12 protein-coding genes are annotated in these 16221 nt (G+C 65.6%); 7 read left to right on the top strand and 5 right to left on the bottom strand.

The window, feature by feature from the left end:
- Positions 1-41: 41 nt before the first annotated feature.
- Together aldA and HV773_RS25560 are read right to left on the bottom strand one after the other, a co-directional pair.
- Entirely contained in the window at positions 42-1466 is a 1425-nt protein-coding gene (gene aldA, locus HV773_RS25565) for an aldehyde dehydrogenase (RefSeq protein WP_175197082.1), read from the bottom strand.
- 257 nt (positions 1467-1723) lie between these two features.
- Positions 1724-2488 carry an IclR family transcriptional regulator gene (locus HV773_RS25560; protein ID WP_246282392.1) on the bottom strand — a complete coding sequence of 255 codons (765 nt, stop codon included), beginning with the start codon at positions 2486-2488 and terminating at the stop codon, positions 1724-1726.
- A 217-nt stretch (positions 2489-2705) separates the two neighbouring features.
- Here HV773_RS25560 and sauS point away from each other — a divergent pair, with 217 nt between their 5' ends.
- The 7 genes from sauS (at position 2706) to HV773_RS25525 (ending at position 11893) form a co-directional block, all read left to right on the top strand.
- Positions 2706-4151 carry an acylating sulfoacetaldehyde dehydrogenase gene (gene sauS / locus HV773_RS25555; protein WP_175197080.1) on the top strand — a complete coding sequence of 482 codons (1446 nt, stop codon included), beginning with the start codon at positions 2706-2708 and terminating at the stop codon, positions 4149-4151.
- Entirely contained in the window at positions 4148-5794 is a 1647-nt protein-coding gene (locus tag HV773_RS25550; protein ID WP_175197079.1) for an AMP-binding protein, read from the top strand. The genes sauS and HV773_RS25550 overlap by 4 nt, the downstream gene beginning before the upstream one ends.
- 67 nt (positions 5795-5861) lie before the next feature.
- A complete protein-coding gene (locus HV773_RS25545) occupies positions 5862-7244 on the top strand; it encodes an MFS transporter (protein WP_175197078.1) in 1383 nt (460 codons plus the stop codon).
- A 162-nt stretch (positions 7245-7406) separates the two neighbouring features.
- Positions 7407-7610 (top strand): DUF3311 domain-containing protein, encoded by a 204-nt coding sequence (locus HV773_RS25540; RefSeq protein WP_175197077.1) that lies wholly within the window; start codon positions 7407-7409, stop codon positions 7608-7610.
- A 120-nt stretch (positions 7611-7730) separates the two neighbouring features.
- On the top strand, positions 7731-9143 hold the full coding sequence (locus tag HV773_RS25535; protein ID WP_175197076.1) for a sodium:solute symporter family protein: 1413 nt from the start codon (positions 7731-7733) through the stop codon (positions 9141-9143).
- A gap of 15 nt (positions 9144-9158) precedes the next feature.
- Entirely contained in the window at positions 9159-10847 is a 1689-nt protein-coding gene (locus tag HV773_RS25530; RefSeq protein ID WP_175197075.1) for an amidohydrolase, read from the top strand.
- Positions 10844-11893: a CobW family GTP-binding protein gene (locus tag HV773_RS25525; RefSeq protein ID WP_175197074.1), complete on the top strand. Its 1050-nt coding sequence runs from the start codon at positions 10844-10846 to the stop codon at positions 11891-11893. The genes HV773_RS25530 and HV773_RS25525 overlap by 4 nt, the downstream gene beginning before the upstream one ends.
- 19 nt (positions 11894-11912) lie before the next feature.
- On the opposite strand, the gene HV773_RS25520 is transcribed toward HV773_RS25525, so the two are convergent.
- The 3 genes from HV773_RS25520 to HV773_RS25510 all read right to left on the bottom strand — a co-directional run bounded on the left by HV773_RS25520 (position 11913) and on the right by HV773_RS25510 (position 16050).
- Positions 11913-13232, bottom strand: coding sequence for an MFS transporter (locus HV773_RS25520; RefSeq protein WP_175197073.1), 1320 nt, complete (start codon positions 13230-13232; stop codon positions 11913-11915).
- Between the two features lie 118 nt (positions 13233-13350).
- Positions 13351-15000 (bottom strand): GMC family oxidoreductase, encoded by a 1650-nt coding sequence (locus HV773_RS25515; protein ID WP_175197072.1) that lies wholly within the window; start codon positions 14998-15000, stop codon positions 13351-13353.
- Between the two features lie 198 nt (positions 15001-15198).
- A complete protein-coding gene (locus HV773_RS25510) occupies positions 15199-16050 on the bottom strand; it encodes an IclR family transcriptional regulator (RefSeq protein WP_175197071.1) in 852 nt (283 codons plus the stop codon).
- Positions 16051-16221: the final 171 nt, after the last annotated feature.

The following is a 16221-nucleotide window of genomic DNA, read 5'->3' as shown; positions in this document are numbered from 1 at the left end:
GTCCTCAGCATCAATACGGAAATATCCGGTTCCTGCGTGGATTACCAGGTGGCGACCACCAGCCGCGTCTGCGTGAAGGCGAGCATGCCGTGCTGGCCGTCGTCGCCACCGATGCCCGAGCGTTTCCAGCCGGAATGGTGGCCCTGATACGGATCGTCGGGGACGCGGTTCACGTAGCACTCGCCGGCTTCGATCTCATTGGCGACGCGCATGATCGTGCGGTGGTTTTCGCTATAGATCATCGAGGCCAGCCCGAACTGATGATCGTTGGCCATCTCCAGCGCTTCGTCGAGCGTTTGATAGGTCACGACACCCAGCACGGGACCGAAGACTTCTTCCTGGATGATCTCCATCTCCTGGCGGCACCCGGTGAGCAGGGTCGGCGGATAGAAGAATCCCTTGCCGTCCGGTATCACGCCGCCGCATTCGAGAACGGCGCCGTCGTCGATGGCGCGTTCGACCATCTGATGAATATGCAGGCGCGCATTGGCGTGAATCAGCGGTCCCATCCAGTCGTGATTCTTGCTGCGGTCGCCCCACTGGCGTTCGCGCATGCGGTTGCGCAGCAGGTTGATGAACTTCGTCGCGACTTCTTCGTGCACATAGACACGCTCGACCGCGGTGCAAAGTTGGCCGCAGTTGGTGGTCTTGGAGCGGACGATGTCGGCGGCCGCCTGTTCGAGATTCGCGTCGGGTTCGATGATGGCCGGCGTCTTGCCGCCCAGTTCGAGCGCCGCCTTGGCGATATTGACCTGCGAATATTCGAGCACCTTGCGGCCCGCTCCCACGCTGCCGGTCAGCGTGATCATGCCCACCGACGGACGGGTGCAGATCTGCTCGGCCACGAGGTGGCTCATCGCCATGATGTTGATCACGCCGGCCGGCACCTCCGCCTGCGCAACGGCGTGCGCAATTTCCAGCGCCGAGCACGGCGTGTAGCTGCTCGGCCGCACGATCACCGTATTGCCTGTGATGAGCGCGGGCGCGACCTTGCGCATCAGCGTATAAACCGGCGAGTTGAACGGAATGAGGCAGACGACCACGCCAATCGGCTCGCGATAGAGCAGCAGGTTTTCGCGAGGATTGTCACTCGGGATGATTTCGCCGGTAATGCGGCGCGCCCATTCGGCGTGGTAACGCGTGACTTCCGCGGCATACATCACTTCGGCTCGTGCGTGCGCGGGACTCTTGCCCGATTCGAGCGCGAGCGCGGCGCCGATCTTGTCGGCGCGCGCTACGAGCGCATCGGCAAGGCGGTGGAGCACTTTGGCGCGTTCGGCGGCGGGCAGCCGGCGCCAATGTTTCTGTGCGGCCGTGGCCTGGCGCACGGCATGACTGGCATCTTCGGGACTCGCCGTATCCACCAGAGCGACAACCTGCTCGTTGGCGGGATTGCAGACCTCGATGCGCGATTGCGTTGCAGATCCAGTGAATTCGTTATCGATGAAGTTTTCGTAGTGCTGCACGTAGAAGTTCTCCGTTCAGGGCGACGTGCGGGGCACGGCGTGTGAGGAGGACTATACGGTGCGGCTTTTTCGAGGGTCAACAAAATTTCCTGGGCGGATTTATTTTTCCATATATGGAAAAATTCGCTGAAGCGCCGCCAATTTTGGCTCGACGATCCGGTGCTGCCAGCGCTCTAACAGAACTGAATGCGCCTTTACGAGCGCGTCGCAATTGGCACCCGCTTCGACGGCATGGGGCTGGGCGACGAGGAACGACCTCACTCACGAAACGTCTTCGCAGTCTCCACCGCGGCGCGCCTCAGATCAGGCACAAACGCCAGCAAGTCGTCCAGCGTCACACGCCCGACCGGCGCCTGAACCGCAATCGCCGCGCACGCCCGGTTGCGGTCCAGCATCACGGGAACGGCAATCGCGATCAAGCCCTGGAGATGCTCCTGATTGTTGATCGCCAACTGGCGACGGCGTGTTAGCGCCAGCTCTTTGCGCAACACGTCGCGGTCGGTGATGGTGCGCTCCGAATGGGCGCGCAGCGGCAGCGTTTCGATCATGCGCTCGCGGCGCTCTTTGGGCAGAAAGCTCAACAGCAGCTTGCCGCTGGCCGAACAGTGCAGCGGCACATGCGAGCCCGGCTGGAGATGCATGCGCAGCGGCCATTCGGTCTCCACGCGATCGACGTAGATCACGTCGTTGCCGGCGAGCGTGGTCAGGTTGCAGGTTTCACCGATCTTCTCGACCAGCTGCTCCAGCAGCAGATGCCGCGCCGCCGCCGGCCCGGCATGCATGAGCACGTTCACCGCCAACTGTCTGACGCGCGCCGAGCACTCGTATAGCTTGTCGTTGGCGCCGCGCGTGACAAGCCAGGCGTCGGTGAGCTGGGTCAGGATGCGGTGCACGGTCTGCTTGGGCAAACCGAGCGCCTGCACGAGATCCATCATCGCCAAAGGACGGCCCGCCTCGGCGAGCGTTTCCAGAACGCGAAATGCGCGGACGGCCGCGGCATTCGACTGGTTCGAGGTGGACACGCGGGTCTCCTGTAACGGTTGCGCTGTGCGGTTTGCGCAACTTCTCACGTCATTGTGCATCGCATAGTGCGTTTTTCGGGACTGGTGAAAGTCCCGAAAAACGCATTTTTCGAGCCTTGGCGGTCGCGTGTCGCGGATTGTGCGGGAATCGGGACTCGCATTCACGCGCCGATGAATAGATTGGCAAGACAGCCAACGATTCAATCGGAGCTCGTCGATGAATGTGAGGGACACCGTAGTCGCAGCCGCTGGCGCGGGCCAATCCGACGCCCAGGCAGCGCAACTCCACGCGCTCGTTGCGCGCTCGCGCGCCGCGCAGCAAGCATTCGAGCTCGCCGGCCAGCAAACGCTCGATACCGCGGCGGCCGCCGCAGCCTGGGCGATCATGGAACCCGGCCGCAACCGCGAGCTTGCCGAGCAGGCGGTGCGCGACACCGGGCTCGGAAACGCGCAAGACAAGTTCCGCAAGAACTACCGCAAGACGCTCGGGCTGCTGCGCGACCTGCATGGCAAAAAGACTTGCGGCGTGATTGCGCGAGACGAGGCCACGGGCATCGTCGAGATCGCGCGCGCGGTCGGCGTGGTCGCGGCGATCACGCCATCCACGAATCCGGCGGCGACGCCGGCCAACAAGATTATCAACGCGCTCAAATGCGGCAATGCGGTAATCGTCGCCCCTTCGCCGAAGGGGCATAGCGTGTGCGAGCGGCTTGTCGGCTTCATCCACGCCGAGTTCGCGAAAGCGGGGCTCGACCCGGCGCTCGTGCAAATGCTGCCCGCGCCGGTGGACAAAGCCTCCACCGCCGCGCTGATGCGCGAGGCCGATCTGGTGGTCGCGACGGGCTCGCAAGCGAACGTGCGCATGGCCTACGCCAGCGGCACGCCGGCGTTTGGCGTGGGCGCCGGCAATGTGGCGTCGATCGTCACGCGCACGGCGAATCTGCGCGAAGCGGCGCACAAGATCGCCGCCTCGAAGACCTTCGACAACGCGACGAGCTGTTCGTCGGAGAACAGCGTCGTCATCGACGATGTAGTTTATGACGCGATGCTGCGCGAACTCGCCGCCTGCGGCGGCGTGCTGCTCGATGCGCAGCAAAAAGCGCGGCTGCAGGCGGCGATGTGGACCGACGGCAAACTGTCGGCGCACTGCACCGCGAAATCGGCCGCGCAGATCGCGCACACCGCCGGTCTCGACGAGCTGGCAACGGACTCGTGCGCATTCCTCATGGTAGAGGAGAGCGGCATCGGGGCGAGCCATCCGTTCTCGGGCGAGAAGCTCGCGCCGGTGCTCACGGTCTACCGCGCGCGCGATTTCAGCGACGCGGCGCAAACCGTGCGCAGCCTCTACGCGTACATGGGCGCGGGTCACTCGGTCGGCCTGCACACGGCCGAGCCGCACGAAGCCGAGACGCTCGGTGCGACGCTGCCGGTGGCGCGCGTGATCGTCAATCAGGCGCATTGCTTTGCGACCGGCGGCAACTTCGACAACGGCCTGCCGTTTTCGCTTTCGATGGGCTGCGGCACCTGGGGACGCAACAATTTTTCGGACAATCTCGGCTTTCGCCAGTACCTGAACATCACGCGCGTGGCGTTCCCGATCGAGGAGCACGTTCCCGAGCTCGATACCTTGCTTGGCGACTATTTCCGGAGATTCGGCCAATGAATGCGCCCGCGACGATCCGCGCGCTGATCGAGGCGCGCGCAGTACAGTATCCGGACAAGGCGTTTTTGCTGGCTGCGCCCGATGAAGGCGCAAATGAGCATGCGGACGACGCGACGCTAACCTTCGGCGCGCTGCTCGAGCGTTGCCAGGCGCTCGAGATGCGCTTTCGCGAGGCCGGCCTCAAGCCCGGCGACGTCGTTTCGGTGCTGATGGGCAACGGCATCCAGACCGCCACGCTGCTGCTCGGCGCGATGTACAGCGGACTGGTCGCGCATCCGCTCAATCTCCTTTGCCAGACGACCCAGCTCGCCTACGTCATCGAGCATTCGGACACCCGGATGATCTTCGCGAGCGAGCAGACCAGCAGCGCACTCGCGACGGCGCTCGAGGTATTGCACAAGCAGGGCGTGACGCGCGAGATTGCGCTGGTGCGCACGGAGCCGGATGCGGTCGCGCTGCCGGTGCTGCCGGTCCACGAACTGGCGCTCGCCGATGCGCCGAACACCGCTTCCGCACCGGGCCCTTCGCTGCCCGAAGCCGTGTCGATGAGCGCACCCGCCGCGCCCGCTCAAGCCGACATCGCCTTGCTGATGTACACCTCGGGCACGACGGGCGCACCGAAGGGCGTGCTGCTCAGCCACGAAAACCTCCATGCGAACGCGCGCAACATCAGCGTCGAGCACCGCCTCGCCGCCAACGACCGCGTGCTCGCTTCGCTGCCGCTCTATCACATCAACGGCCTCGTCGTGACCTTGCTCGCGCCGCTCTGGCACGCGGGCTCGGTCGTGCTGCCGCCGCGCTTTTCGGCGCGCACGTTCTGGCGCGACGCCAGCCGCTACGGCTGCACCTGGATCAACGTGGTGCCGACGATCATCGCCTATCTCCTCGACGGCGAAGAACCGCGCGGCCCCGACCTCAAGGCACGCGAGGCGCTCAAGGCGCTCAAATTCTGCCGCAGCGCATCCGCCGCGCTGCCCGCCGACCATCATCGCGCGTTCGAGGCACGCTTTGGCATCGGCGTCATCGAGACCATGGGGATGACCGAGACCGCCGCGCCAGTCTTCAGTAATCCGTATGATATTTCGCGGCGCAGGATCGGCAGCATCGGTCTGCCTTCGGGCAGCGAGGCGCGCGTCATCGACCGCGACGGCCGCGTGTGCGGCCCGCACGAGTGCGGCGAGATCGTGTTGCGCGGCGAGCAGATCATGCGCGGCTACTACAAGCGCCAGGAGGAGACGGCGAAGGCGTTCACCGCCGACGGCTGGCTGCGCACCGGCGACCTCGGCTATCGCGACGACGAGGGCTACTTCTATATCAACGGCCGCTCGAAGGAGCTGATCATCAAGGGCGGCGAGAACATCGCGCCGCGCGAGATCGATGAGGCGCTGCTGCGCCATCCGGGCGTGCTCGACGCGGCGGCGGTCGGCGTGCCCGATCCCGCCTATGGCCAGGAGATCGTCGCGTTCGTGGTGCCGCGAGACACCCACTGGCAGGGCGCACCCGACCCAGCCGATCTGCGCGCGCACTGCCTGCGCGAACTGGGCCGCTACAAGACGCCCAGAGAGTTCCGCTTCGTAAGCGAGCTGCCGCGCGGCCCCTCGGGCAAGGTCCAGCGCCTGAAGCTCGTGACGCCCTCGGGCTGACACGCGCCTGCATAGCCGATATGGAGCAGGCCAGCCGACACCCAAGAGGGACTCAGGAGACGACAACATGAAAGAGCACGCGCAGCGCGTGAAAACGCGCCATATCATCCTCGCGGTCATGTGTTTGATGTACTTCATCTCTTACATCGACCGCGTGAACATCGCGGTCGCCGGACCGCTGATCCGCCAGGAAATGGGCCTGAGCACGGTCCAGCTCGGCCTCGTGTTTTCCGCGTTCGCCTATCCCTACGCGATCATGCAGATCGTCGGCGGCTGGCTCTCGGACAAGTTCGGTCCGAAGCTCGTGCTCACCGTGCTCTCGCTGATCTGGGGCGCGGCAACTTTGGCCACGGGTTTCGCCGGCAGCGTCGCGATGCTGGTCGGGCTGCGCTTCGCGCTGGGCGTGGGCGAGGGCGGGGCGTTTCCCACCGCCACGCGCGCGTTCACATACTGGATGCCGGTGGGCGAGCGCGGTTTCGCGCAGGGCATCACGCACAGCTTCGCGCGCCTCGGTGGCGCGATCACGCCGCCGCTCGTGCTTGCGGTGGTGGCCACGGGCGGCTGGCGCGACGCATTCATCCTGCTCGGCATCGTGAGCCTGATGTGGACGGCGCTCTACCTGCGCGTGTTCACGAACTCGCCGGAGCAGAACCGGCGCATCACGCCCGAAGAAACCGCCGAGATCGGCTATCGCAAGGGCGACTGCGACCGCGCCAAGCGCGCGGCCACGCCGTGGCGCAAGCTCGTGCGGCGCATGTGGCTCGTTACCTTCGTGGACTTCTGCTACGGCTGGCTGCTGTGGGTCTACCTGACCTGGCTGCCGTCGTATCTGAAGGAGTCGCGCGGCTTCGACCTCAAGCATCTCGCACTCTTCACGGCGCTGCCGCTGCTGGCCGGCGTGGTGGGCGACACGCTGGGCGGCGTGGTCTCCGACCGGCTCTTCAAGTGGACCGGCCGGCTGCGCTTCGCGCGCTGCGCGGTGCTGGTGACGGGCATGGGCGGATCGCTCGCGTTCCTGTTGCCCATGGTGTCCGCCTCCAACCCGATGCTTGCGGTGCTGTTCCTCTCCGCGTCGTTCTTCTTCCTGGAGATCACGAATCCGGTGCTCTGGACGCTGCCGCTCGACATCGCCGGCAAGTACGCAGGCACGGCGGGCGGCATGATGAACACGGGCTTTGGCATTGCGGGGATGATCTCGCCCGTGGTGTTCGGCTACCTCATCGAGCATACCGGCAGCTATAACGTGCCGTTCACGATCTCGGCGGGATTGCTTGCGCTGGGCATCGTCGCGGCGCTGTTCATCGATACCTCGCGCACGGTCGAAGCCGATGAGGAACGCGAACGGCGCATGGGTGCGCAGGAGGCGGGCGCCTTTGCGTTCCTCGACGGCATGCCGGCGGTGCGGCTCGAACGGCACACGCTGCGGCGGCCGCTGCGCTGGTGGCGTTGAGGACGTGGCGCTGGTATAGCGGCGTGGAAATTGGACTCATCGATAGTCCCCATCTGGCACTATCCGTACCCGTTTTTGACGACTGATACTCGAAGCAACCAGTTGGCTCGATGCGCTTTGCCCGGGATGAGGCCGAGCGCCAAAGCCCCAAAGGAGACAAGGATGCTCAGGTATCTGATCGGAATCGGCCTTCCTTTTCTGGGCGTCATCGGCGCGCTGCCCTGGGTGGCGGCGCAGCCGGACCGCTACGTCTTCGGCGTGCCCTTCATCTACGCGTGGATTTTCAGCTGGTTTGTCCTGACCTCCGGCTGCCTGTTCTTCTGCTGGCACTTCTTTGACCGGCACCGCTACGCGAACGAAAGCTAGCGCGAGCACTAGCGCCTCTCAGCCGGGCAGCCGGTCACGCAGTTAGCCGCACAAAGCGGCGCTGTACGCCGTCGTCCACTCCGCCGCCCATCCCACCGTCTCCACCCTGGAGAGCCGCGCATGTCCACACTCGTTTTCTCGCTTCTGATCGCGTTTTCGCTGTATCTCGCCATTCGTTCCCGGCGCGGCCACGGCAAGCAGAGCGTGCACGACTTCTTCGTCGCGTCGCGCCAGTTCGGCACCGCGCTCGTGTTCTTCCTGACGGCCGGCGAGATCTACAGCATCGGGACGATGGTCGGCTTTCCGGGCGGCATCTACGCCAAGGGGCCGACCTATGGCGTCTGGTTTCTCGGCTATATCCTGCTGGCCTATCCCATTGGCTATTTCATCGGGCCGCGCATCTGGGAAATCGGCAAGGAGCACAACGCCATTACGCAGGCGGATCTGTTCAAAGGTCACTACCGCAGCCGCGCGCTCGAACTGATCGTTGCGGGCTCATCGATCCTGTTTCTGATTCCGTGGGGCGAGCTGCAATTCACGGGCCTGGTCGCGGCGCTCAAGGGGCTCGGCTGGCACGTTCAGCCGCTCTGGCTGATCGTGGTCTGCGCGGCGCTCGCCTTCACCTATATCGCCATTTCCGGCGTGCGCGCCTCCGCGTGGATCGCCGTGCTGAAAGACATCCTCATGCTGCTCGCGATTGTCGTGACAGGCGTGGCCGCCGCCTGGATGGCGGGCGGCACGCACGAGGTCTTTCATGCGGCGAGCCATCAGGTGAGCAACGCCATGACCACGCCGCAGCTGCGCTTTTCGATGAGTACGATGCTGTTCCAGGCGCTCGGCTTCTACATGATGCCGTTCGCGGCGCAAGGCTTCTTCACGGCGCGCGGGCCGAACACGATCCGCCGCACCCAGATCGCGATGCCGCTCTACATGCTGATGTACCCGTTCCTCGTGGTGGCCTCGTACTACGCGATCAGCGCGAACCTCAAGCTCGCCTCGCCCAATGACGCCTTCTTCGCGGCCGTCGTCCATCTGCTCCCCGACTGGCTGATCGGTCTCGTCGCGGCGGGCGCGGCGCTCTCGGGGCTGCTCGTGCTGGCCGGCATCTGTCTCGCGATCGGTCCGATCGTCACGCGCAATCTCATCCCGAACCTGCCCGAGACGCGCCAGAAGCGCGCGGCGAAATTCGTGATCGTGGCGTACCTGATGGTGTCGATCGCCACCACGCTGCTCACGCCCAACCTCATGCTCCTGCTCATCAACCTGACGTATTACGGCATCACGCAGTTCCTCCCCGGCATGCTGATCCTGCTCGCCCGGCGCCGCGTGCGGCCCGGCGCGGTGGCGGCCGGCATCGTCTGCGGCCAGGTGCTCGCGATCGTGTGCTATATGCTGCACCTCGGCTTCGGCGGCATCAATCTCGGGCTCGTGTGCCTTGGCGTGAACGTGCTGGTGGTGTTCGTCGCGCATATCCTGATGCGCCCGTCCGGCGACCGCTATGCCATGCCCGATTCGCTTCACCATCATTCATAGGAGTTGAGCCTCTCAATGAATCCGCACGCATCGTCTTCCACGTCGTCTGCGCCCGTCACGGTTTTCCCGGCGCGCCGCATTCTCACGCTCAATCCCGCCCAGCCGCATGCGACGCATGTGGCCGTGCGAGAGGGCCGCATTCTCGCGGTCGGCACGAGCGAAGACGCCGCGCGCTGGGAGACGCAGTACAGCGCCTGCACCCGCGACGACACGCTGCGCGACAAGGTATTGATGCCCGGTCTCGTGGAAGGGCACTGCCACCTGATGGAAGGCGCGGTGTGGGACGCGGTCTACGTGGGCTATTACGATCGCCGCGGCCCGGACGGCACGCTGTGGCGCGGTCTGCGCACGCTCGACGCGGTGCTCGAGCGTCTCTCGCAAGCCGAGCGCGCGATGACCGACGCCAACGACGAGGGCCCCTTGCTCGCGTGGGGCTTCGATCCGATCTACTTCGGCGCGTCGCGCCTCACCACGCGCGAACTCGACACGGTCACGGCCAGCCGCCCGATCGCGATCCTTCATGCGAGCGTGCACTTGATGAACGTGAACAGCGCGATGCTCGTGCTAGCGGGCATCGACGAGGACACCGACGTGGACGGCATCGCGCACGACGCTCAAGGCCAGCCGACGGGCGAGCTTCAAGAGTTTGCCGCGATGTTCCCGGTCTACCAGGTGATTGGCGGCAAGCTCGCCATCGCGGCCAGCGAAAAGCCGCACGCGGTCTGGAATTTCGGCCGCGTCGCGCAACTCGCGGGCGTCACCACGGCAACCGATCTCGTGAACGATCTCTCGCCGCTCGGCAACGAGACCTTGCAAAGCGTGACCGCCGACCCCGACTACCCGGTGCGCATCGTGCCCGCGTTCGCGCCGCAGCGCAATCCCGCGCAAGGCGCGGCCGGCGTGCTGGAGGCGATCAAGGGCAATACCGACAAACTGCGCTTTGGCCCGGTGAAGTTCATCGTCGACGGTTCGATCCAGGGCTTCACGGCGCGCGTGCGCTGGCCCGGCTACGCGGGCGGGCAGCCCAACGGCCTGTGGCTGATTCCGCCGGAGCAACTGGTCGACGTGTTCGAGCCGTACCATTGCGCGGGGCTGCAACTGCATATTCACACCAACGGCGACGAAGCCACCGAGGTCGTGATCGACGCGCTCGCAACGCTGCTCGCGCGGCATCCGCGGCCCGATCACCGGCACACGCTGCAGCACTGCCAGATGGCGGATGCCGCGCAATTGCGGCGCATCCGCACGCTTGGCCTGTGCGTGAACCTGTTCGCGAACCACATCTACTACTGGGGCGACGCGCACTACAGCCAGACTATGGGCCCGGACCGCGCCAACCGCATGGACCCGGCCGGCTCGGCGCAGCGCATGGGCATTCCTTACGCGCTGCATTCGGATGCGCCCATCACGGCATTGAGCCCGCTGTTTACGGCATGGTGCGCGGTGCGGCGCGAGACGGCGTCGGGGCGCGTGCTGGGCGAGGCGGAGCGAATCACCGTCGATGAGGCGCTGCATGCGATCACGCTGGGCGCGGCTTATACGCTACGGCTCGATCATCTGATCGGCAGCATCGAGGTGGGCAAGTTCGCCGATTTCGCGGTGCTCGACGAAGATCCCAGTACCTGCGCGCCCGAGCGCCTGAAGGACGTGCCGGTGTGGGGCACGGTGCTCGGTGGGCGCATCATGCGCGCCCCACGATCATGAACGCCCGCCTGAGCGACCGTGACCCACCATCGAGTGCACGCGCACCGATCGACCTCGCGGTGATCGGCGGCTATCTCGGCGCGGGCAAGACCACGGTGGTCAATCATTTGCTGGAGGCGCCGCACGGCAAGCGCATCGCGGTGCTCGTGAACGACTTCGGCGCGGTGAACATCGACGGCCGGCTCATTCGCGCGCGCAGCGACGACGTGATCGAGCTCGACAACGGCTGCATTTGCTGCACGATCGGCGGCGCGCTCGCCGACGCGCTCGCGCGCCTGGCCGCGCGCGAGGAGCGGCCAGACCTGCTGCTGATCGAGGCGAGCGGCGTGTCGGACCCGGCGAAGATCGCCCAGGTGGGCTTGCTCAACGGCGCGTTTCGCCTCACTGCCGTGCTGGTGGTCGTGGACGCGCCCGAACTCGTGCGCACGCTGGTCGATCCGTTGGTGGGCGCGATGGCGCAGCAGCAGATCGACAGCGCGAGCGCGGTGATCGTCACGAAACTCGACCTCGTGGCGCCCGAGTCGCGCGAGCGCACCGTCTCGGACGTGCGCGCGCTCGCGGCCACCGACATCGTCATAGCCGCCGATCATGGACGCGTGCCGCCCGCGCTGCTGTTCGACGCGAGCGTGCCGCAAACGCGCGCGCTCGCCGATGCGAGGCGCTGGCAGCACCAGCCGATTGGGACCAACGCCGGCGTATTTCCCACTTTCGCGAGCGTGACGCTGGCCGTGCCCGAGGTGCTGGACAAGGCGCGCCTGCGTGCGTGGCTCAAGGCGCTGCCGCGCACGATCCTGCGCGCGAAGGGCTTCGTGCGCGTGGCCGATGCCGATGGCTGCATCAGCACGCGCGTGTGCCAGGTCGCGGCCCGCCGGCTGCGCATGACGCCGCCTACCCAGGGTGAGCAGGCGGCGGGAGGTGGGGAATGCGGAGAGGGCGTGCTCGTCTTCATCGGTTTTATCGATTCGGAAACCGAATCAATCTTGCGCGACGGGCTGCTCGCATGCCGCCGGACTGCGCGGCACACGCTCATTGAAGCCAATCACTAAAGCCAGTCACTGATACCGCTCACTGCGCTCCGCTCATCGCCATGTGCCGCGAATGGCGGTGGCGGCCCATCCAGGCAGCCGAAAGCGCGCTCACGAGACCCGCGAACATCGTATAGACACAGATGAGCCACGGATCGCCGCCGTTGCGCTGCAACAGCCACGTCGCGATGATCGGGCTGATGCCGCTCGCGAAGATGCCGGAGAACTGGTAGACGAACGAGATGCCGGAGTAGCGCACATTCGCATCGAACAGCTCCGCGAACAGCGCCGCTTCCGGCCCGTACACCGAAGCGTAGATCACGCCGAGCGGAATGATCACGGCGATCCACACGAGCACGGGCGAGCCGCCGCTGTGCTTCATGAGCCAGAAGCCGAAGAACGACGAGAAGCCCGTGAACAGCGAGCCCCAGAAGTAAATGCGCGTTCTGCCGAAGCGATCCGAGAGGCGGCCGAAGAACGGAATCGTGAAGATCATCGTGAAGGCGGCGGCCATCACGGCGAGCAGCGCGTCGGTGCGCGAGAGCTTGATGGTCTGCGTGAGGTAGGCAATCGTGAAGACGGCGAACACGTTGAAGAACACGCCGTCGATAAAGCGCGCGCCCATGCCCGCGATCACGTTGCCGGGATAGCGGCCGAGCACCTCGGCAATCGGCACGCGAATCTCCGCGCCTTGCTGCTTCACGCGTTCGAACTCGGGCGTTTCCAGCACGCGCAAGCGGATATACATGCCGATGGCCACGAGCGCGAACGAAAGGAAGAACGCGAGCCGCCAGCCCCAGGCGAGAAACTGCGCATTGCTGAGCGTCGACGAAAGCAGCGCGACCACGCCGGAGGCCAGGCACAGCCCGATCGCGAGGCCGATTTGCGGAATGCTCGCATAGAAGCCGCGCTTGCCCTCGGGCGCGTACTCGAACGACATCAGCACCGCGCCGCCCCATTCGCCGCCAAGACCGAGCCCCTGCGCGACGCGCAGAATCAGCAGCAGCGCGGGCGCCCACAGGCCGATCTGCGCGAAGGTCGGCACGGCGCCGATCAGCACTGTCGCGACGCCCATGATCGAAAGCGTCAGGATCAGCATGCTCTTGCGCCCGAGCCGGTCGCCGAAGTGGCCGAACACGATGCCGCCGAGCGGGCGGCTCAGGAAGCCCACCGCGAAGGTGCCGTACGCGAGCATGGTCGAAATGAGCGGATCGCCGCTCGGGAAATACAGCTTGTTGAACACGATGCCGGCGACCACGCCGTAGAGGAAAAAGTCGTACCACTCGATCGTCGCGCCAATCAGGCTCGCGACGACCACGCGCCTCATCTGCCTGGCGTCGGTGCGGGGCAATGCGTTCATAAGGCTATCTCCTTTGTGGGCGCACCGGGTGCGGTGCGGTTCCTTGAAATGCCGGCTTATTCGTTAGTGATCCTTTATTTATGGCTTGGCTTGCGTGGTTCTACTGCACCTGCTTGCTTCAATGATGTGATTCGTGATGGGCTTCGGCGTACTCGTGTTGCGGCACGGCGAGGGCTGGGTGGTCTTCGAGAATCATGTCCGCGGCTTTCTCCGCGATCATGATCACGGGGGCGTTGGTGTTGCCGGACACAAGCTCTGGCATGATCGATGCGTCGACCACCCGCAGCGCGGCGATGCCATGCACGCGCAGTCGTTCGTCCACGACCGCCATCGCGTCGCGGCCCATCTTGCAGGTGCCGGCGGGGTGATAGATCGACTGGCTGAAGCGGCGCGCGGCGTCCAGCAATTCGTCATCGCTCTGGTACTGCTCGCCCGGCACGAACTCGGAGATGATCTGAGGCGCGAGCGAAGGCGCGGCGGCGATGCGGCGCGCCACCCGAATGCCGCCGATCACGACCGGGTGGTCGCGCGGATCGGACAAATAGTTGGCGCGAATCGCGGGGTACTGGAGTGGGTCGGCCGAGGCGATTTCCACGCTGCCCCGGCTATGGGGCCGAAGCTGGCAGACCGACGCCGTGAACGCCGAGAAGGGGTGTGCGCCCTGGCCCGGCTTGTCGGCGCTCAGCGGCTGCATGTGGAACTGGATGTCCGGGCGCTCGACCGTGGGATTCGAGCGCGTGAAAATCGCCACCTGGCTCGCGGCCAGCGTGAGCGGCCCAGTGCGCCAGAGTGCGTACTGCAAGCCGATCCACGCCTTGCGCAGCGGGTTGTTGACCTCGTCGTTGAGCGTGCGTTCGCGCGTGCGGAACACGAGCCGCACCTGCAGATGGTCCTGGAGGTTCTGGCCCACGCCGGCCAGGTCGTGCAGCACGGGCACGCCCGCCTTGTTCAGCACGCGCGAGGGGCCAACGCCCGACTGCTGAAGAAGCTGCGGCGAGCCGATCGCACCGGAGGCGAGAATGACCTCGACGCGCGCCCGCGCGCGCTTGGCGCAGCCGCCCTGCAAATACTCCACGCCCACCGCGCGGCGTCCTTCGAACAGAATCCGGCACGCTTGCGCGCGCGTTTCGACGATCAGATTGCTGCGTTTGCGCGCGGGCTTGAGAAAGCCCTTCGCGGTGCTCCATCGAAAGCCCTTGTACGCCGTCTGCTGGAAGTAGCCCACGCCCTCCTGGACCGCGCCGTTGTAGTCGTCGTTGAACGGGATGCCGGTTTCCTGCGCGGCCGCGATGAAATGATCGGCGATGGGCCGGCGCAAGCGCAGGTCGGACACCTTGAGCGGGCCGCCCACGCCGTGCCAGGCGTTCGCTCCGCGCTCCTGATCTTCGGACTTCTTGAAGTAAGGGAGGATTTCGGCGTAACTCCAGCCGCGATTGCCCAGCGCCGCCCATCGATCGTAGTCCTCGCGCTGGCCGCGCACATAGAGCAGGCCATTGAGCGAGCTCGATCCGCCCAGCACCTTGCCGCGCGGCCAGTCGATCTGGCGGCCGGCCACGGCTTCGTCCGCTTCCGTGCGATAGCACCAGTCGAGCTTGGGGTCGTGCATGGTCTTGAAATAGCCGACCGGCACGTGAATCCACGGATTGTTGTCCTCGCCGCCCGCTTCGAGCAGCAGCACGGCGTTGCGCGGGTCGGCGCTGAGCCGGTTGGCAAGCACGCACCCGGCCGATCCGGCGCCGACGATCAGGTAGTCGACCTCGTGGTCCATGAATCCCGTCTCCTCGAAATCCCGGAGCGGCATGATGCGCCGCTGTTTTCGGATCAATGTCGGGGATGGGAAGGACGACCGCAAGCGCCGATCGTGCGCGCAGGGCGAAAGTGAAACGGAAATTGCCGAAACGGAATCAGAAGTCCATTGCGCGGGACGGATGCTTCGCCGCCGAAGTGGCAGCGCGCCAACGCCCGCTCATGGCAGCGACAGGCCCTGGAGCAGCGGTGCGAGCTTGCTCGCCGTTTGCTTCATGTACTCCACGGACTCCAGCAGTTCTTCAAGCGTCGCGCGCGCGGTGGGCGCATGCACCGCGAGCGCGGCGAGCACGCGCTTGCTGCCGGGCTCGCGCACCGGCACCGCAATCGCGACCATGCCACGCACGAACTCTTCGTTGTCGATGCCGATGCCGCGCACCGCCAGTTGTTCGAGCTCGGCCGCGAGCGCCTTCGGGGTCGTCAGGGTGCGATGCGTCATCTTGGTCAGCACGAGGCGTTCGAGCAGCGTGTTGCGCTCGAGCACCGTCATCTGCGAGAGAAACAGCTTGCCGCTCGCAGTGCAGTGCAGCGGCACGTGCATGCCTGGACGCATCTCCATGCGCAACGGCTCCGCCGTTTCGACGCGCTCGATGTAGAGCACGCGGTCGCCGTCGAGCGCGGTCAGATTGCAGGTTTCGCCGAGCGTTTCCACCAGTGCGCGCAGCAGCACGCGGCACGAGCGCGTGAAGGTGTTGTTGGCGAGCGTGGCGAGCGCGAGCTGCGCCGCGCGTGGGCCCAGCGCGATGCTGCGGTCGTGCCCGCGCGAATCGGGCATGTGGATCACGTAGCCGCGCGCTTCCAGCGAATCGATGAGCCGCAGCAGCGTCGCCTTCGGAATATGCAGCCGCGCGGACAACTGCGAGAGCGTGTACGGCTGGCCCGCGGACGCCAGTTGCTCGAGCACCACGAGCGCGCGCAGCACACGAGCGTCGTCGGTCGCCGATTCTTCGCGCAGAGCAGGGGCGCTGCTTTGTGCGCTGTTTTGTGCGCTCTCTGGCGCTGTGCTGCGCATCGGTCTCCTCCTTGAGGCGCGCCCGCCGCGACCAGCGGCATGCGCGAAAATGAAACGAATTGTTCGAGTTTTCCAGCCTTTTTTCAGTATCGACAAAAAGTTCAAGCCGTTATGTAGCGGATTACCCGAATACGTCGTGCAGTTTTCTCGCGCTGTACCAAGCGATACCAG

The organism is Paraburkholderia caffeinitolerans (assembly GCF_902859945.1).
GTDB lineage: Bacteria > Pseudomonadota > Gammaproteobacteria > Burkholderiales > Burkholderiaceae > Paraburkholderia > Paraburkholderia caffeinitolerans.
This window is presented reverse-complemented; position numbering and strand designations above follow the sequence as displayed.

What these genes read in the sequence shown, in the direction of transcription:
- sauS (WP_175197080.1), top strand. Translation starts at nt 2,706, where the DNA reads ATGAATGTGAGGGACACCGTAGTCGCAGCCGCTGGCGCGGGCCAATCC.
- HV773_RS25550 (WP_175197079.1), top strand. Translation starts at nt 4,148, where the DNA reads ATGAATGCGCCCGCGACGATCCGCGCGCTGATCGAGGCGCGCGCAGTA.
- HV773_RS25545 (WP_175197078.1), top strand. Translation starts at nt 5,862, where the DNA reads ATGAAAGAGCACGCGCAGCGCGTGAAAACGCGCCATATCATCCTCGCG.
- HV773_RS25540 (WP_175197077.1), top strand. Translation starts at nt 7,407, where the DNA reads ATGCTCAGGTATCTGATCGGAATCGGCCTTCCTTTTCTGGGCGTCATC.
- HV773_RS25535 (WP_175197076.1), top strand. Translation starts at nt 7,731, where the DNA reads ATGTCCACACTCGTTTTCTCGCTTCTGATCGCGTTTTCGCTGTATCTC.
- HV773_RS25530 (WP_175197075.1), top strand. Translation starts at nt 9,159, where the DNA reads ATGAATCCGCACGCATCGTCTTCCACGTCGTCTGCGCCCGTCACGGTT.
- HV773_RS25525 (WP_175197074.1), top strand. Translation starts at nt 10,844, where the DNA reads ATGAACGCCCGCCTGAGCGACCGTGACCCACCATCGAGTGCACGCGCA.
- HV773_RS25520 (WP_175197073.1), bottom strand. Translation starts at nt 13,232, where the DNA reads ATGAACGCATTGCCCCGCACCGACGCCAGGCAGATGAGGCGCGTGGTC.
- HV773_RS25515 (WP_175197072.1), bottom strand. Translation starts at nt 15,000, where the DNA reads ATGGACCACGAGGTCGACTACCTGATCGTCGGCGCCGGATCGGCCGGG.
- HV773_RS25510 (WP_175197071.1), bottom strand. Translation starts at nt 16,050, where the DNA reads ATGCGCAGCACAGCGCCAGAGAGCGCACAAAACAGCGCACAAAGCAGC.